Genomic DNA, 1,641 nt, shown 5'->3' with positions numbered 1-1,641 from the left:
TCACCGGGTCATGGATGGCGCTATAGGTCACGCCGGCATCAATGCGGGTGGTGTGGCCAGCGGCGTCGTAGCGGAACTCGGTGCGAGCCTGGATACCATCCGGGTCTTTGACTTCGGCCCGTACCCGGCCATCCTCGCCGTATTCGGTCTGCACCACCCGGCCATCCGGCCCGATCTCGCGCAGCATACGGCCTGCGCCGTCGAACACATAGCGGGTGACCACCTGCTCGGCAGCGGTACCGCCAGGGTTGACGGTCTTGCTCACCAGGCGGTTGGCCGGATCGTAGTCGTACCGGGTGACGGTGCCACGGGCATCAGTGCTGGTCGCCAGCAGGCCGTTGGCTTGATAGGTGTTGCCGCTGATCTCCACCCCATCGCGCACGGTTTTGGTCAGCTGGCCGGAGGAGTTGTATTCGTAGCGGGTGATGATGCCGGCTTCGTCTTCGGTCTGGACCACATTGCCAAACAGATCCTTGATCGTGACGGTCTTGAGCTCTCCTTGGCCGCTCAGGCCACCAGGGCGGGATATTTCCACTCTCAGTGCCGGAACATAGATCGCCTCGCCTTCCTTACCCGGCTTGATCGTCTGGCCGGCCAACAGGGTGTCGTCGCGGCGGTAGGTGTACACAGTGACATGACCCAGCGGATCGGTAACAGACTTCACCCGATCAAAGGCATCAAACTGCGTGCGGGTCTGGCGCTGGAAGCCATCTTCGGTCATCACCACCCGGCCCAGGCGGTCGTACTCAGTGTGGCGGACAATGCCCCGGCCATCGGTCTGGGTCACGGCGCGGCCGAAGGCGTCGTATTGGGTCTTGCCGGTTTCCAGGCTCTCGGCGGCTGTGCCACCTTGTTTGTACTGGCTGGTGGCAATCAGCAAGCCACGCTGGTCGTAAGTCTTGTGGCTGACCGCGTTCTGGCGACGCCCGGCTTCATCCTGGTAGGTATACGAGGTGTCTGCCAGCTCACCAAAGGCGGTGTAGGCGTAATGCACGGCATCGGCGATGCCGCTACGCTGGCTTTCAAGCTGGCCGCGACGGGTATAGGTCTTGCTGGTCGTGCTGCTCAGCGCCGAGCCATCGCGCAGGGTGGCCGAGACGGCCGGGCCATTGCGCAGCACCTGGTTGACCAGGGTGTCGAGCGCGGCCTTGGCCTGGCCCGTTGTCAGGGTCGTCTTGCCGTTCTGGTCGGTCTTCTGGCGCTGGCTCAGATCGCTGATCTGATTGGCAGCGGTTGCCAGCGCGTCGCCCCTGGTCTGAGTGGTCGAGAGGTCGATCCGATCACGATAGACCGTAGTGTTGGCGACCTCACCAAAGGCGGTGTAGTCGATCTGGTCGATTTCCAGCAGTGTCTGGTCGTGAGATTTCCCCAGACGCCCGGTATAGGCCAAGCGGCCGGCGTCGTCGTAGTAGTAGAGGGTCTGGCTACCCATGCCATCGGTGGTGGCAATCTTGCGGCCAGCGGCATCGTACTGGTGACGGGTGGCATGGGTCGTGGCGCTCTGCCACAACGCATCGAGCTCGGCCTGGGCCGTGGCAATCGCCTTCGTGTCCGCCTCGGTCGCGGTACGCGCACCGTTCAGGAAGGGTTTGCGCAATTCCGCCAGCTTCTTGCTGGCATCGGCAATGGCCTTGGAAGGTT

At 63.2% G+C, this 1,641-nt stretch carries 1 protein-coding gene; it reads right to left on the bottom strand.

The features are described 5' to 3' along the window. Positions 1-1,641, bottom strand: a 1,641-nt coding sequence (locus PZA18_RS23835; RefSeq protein WP_284103392.1) for an RHS repeat domain-containing protein, incomplete at both ends; no start/stop codon positions are given.

This window comes from Parachitinimonas caeni (assembly GCF_030129945.1).
In the GTDB taxonomy this organism is placed as follows: Bacteria; Pseudomonadota; Gammaproteobacteria; order Burkholderiales; family Chitinimonadaceae; genus Parachitinimonas; species Parachitinimonas caeni.
This window is presented reverse-complemented; position numbering and strand designations above follow the sequence as displayed.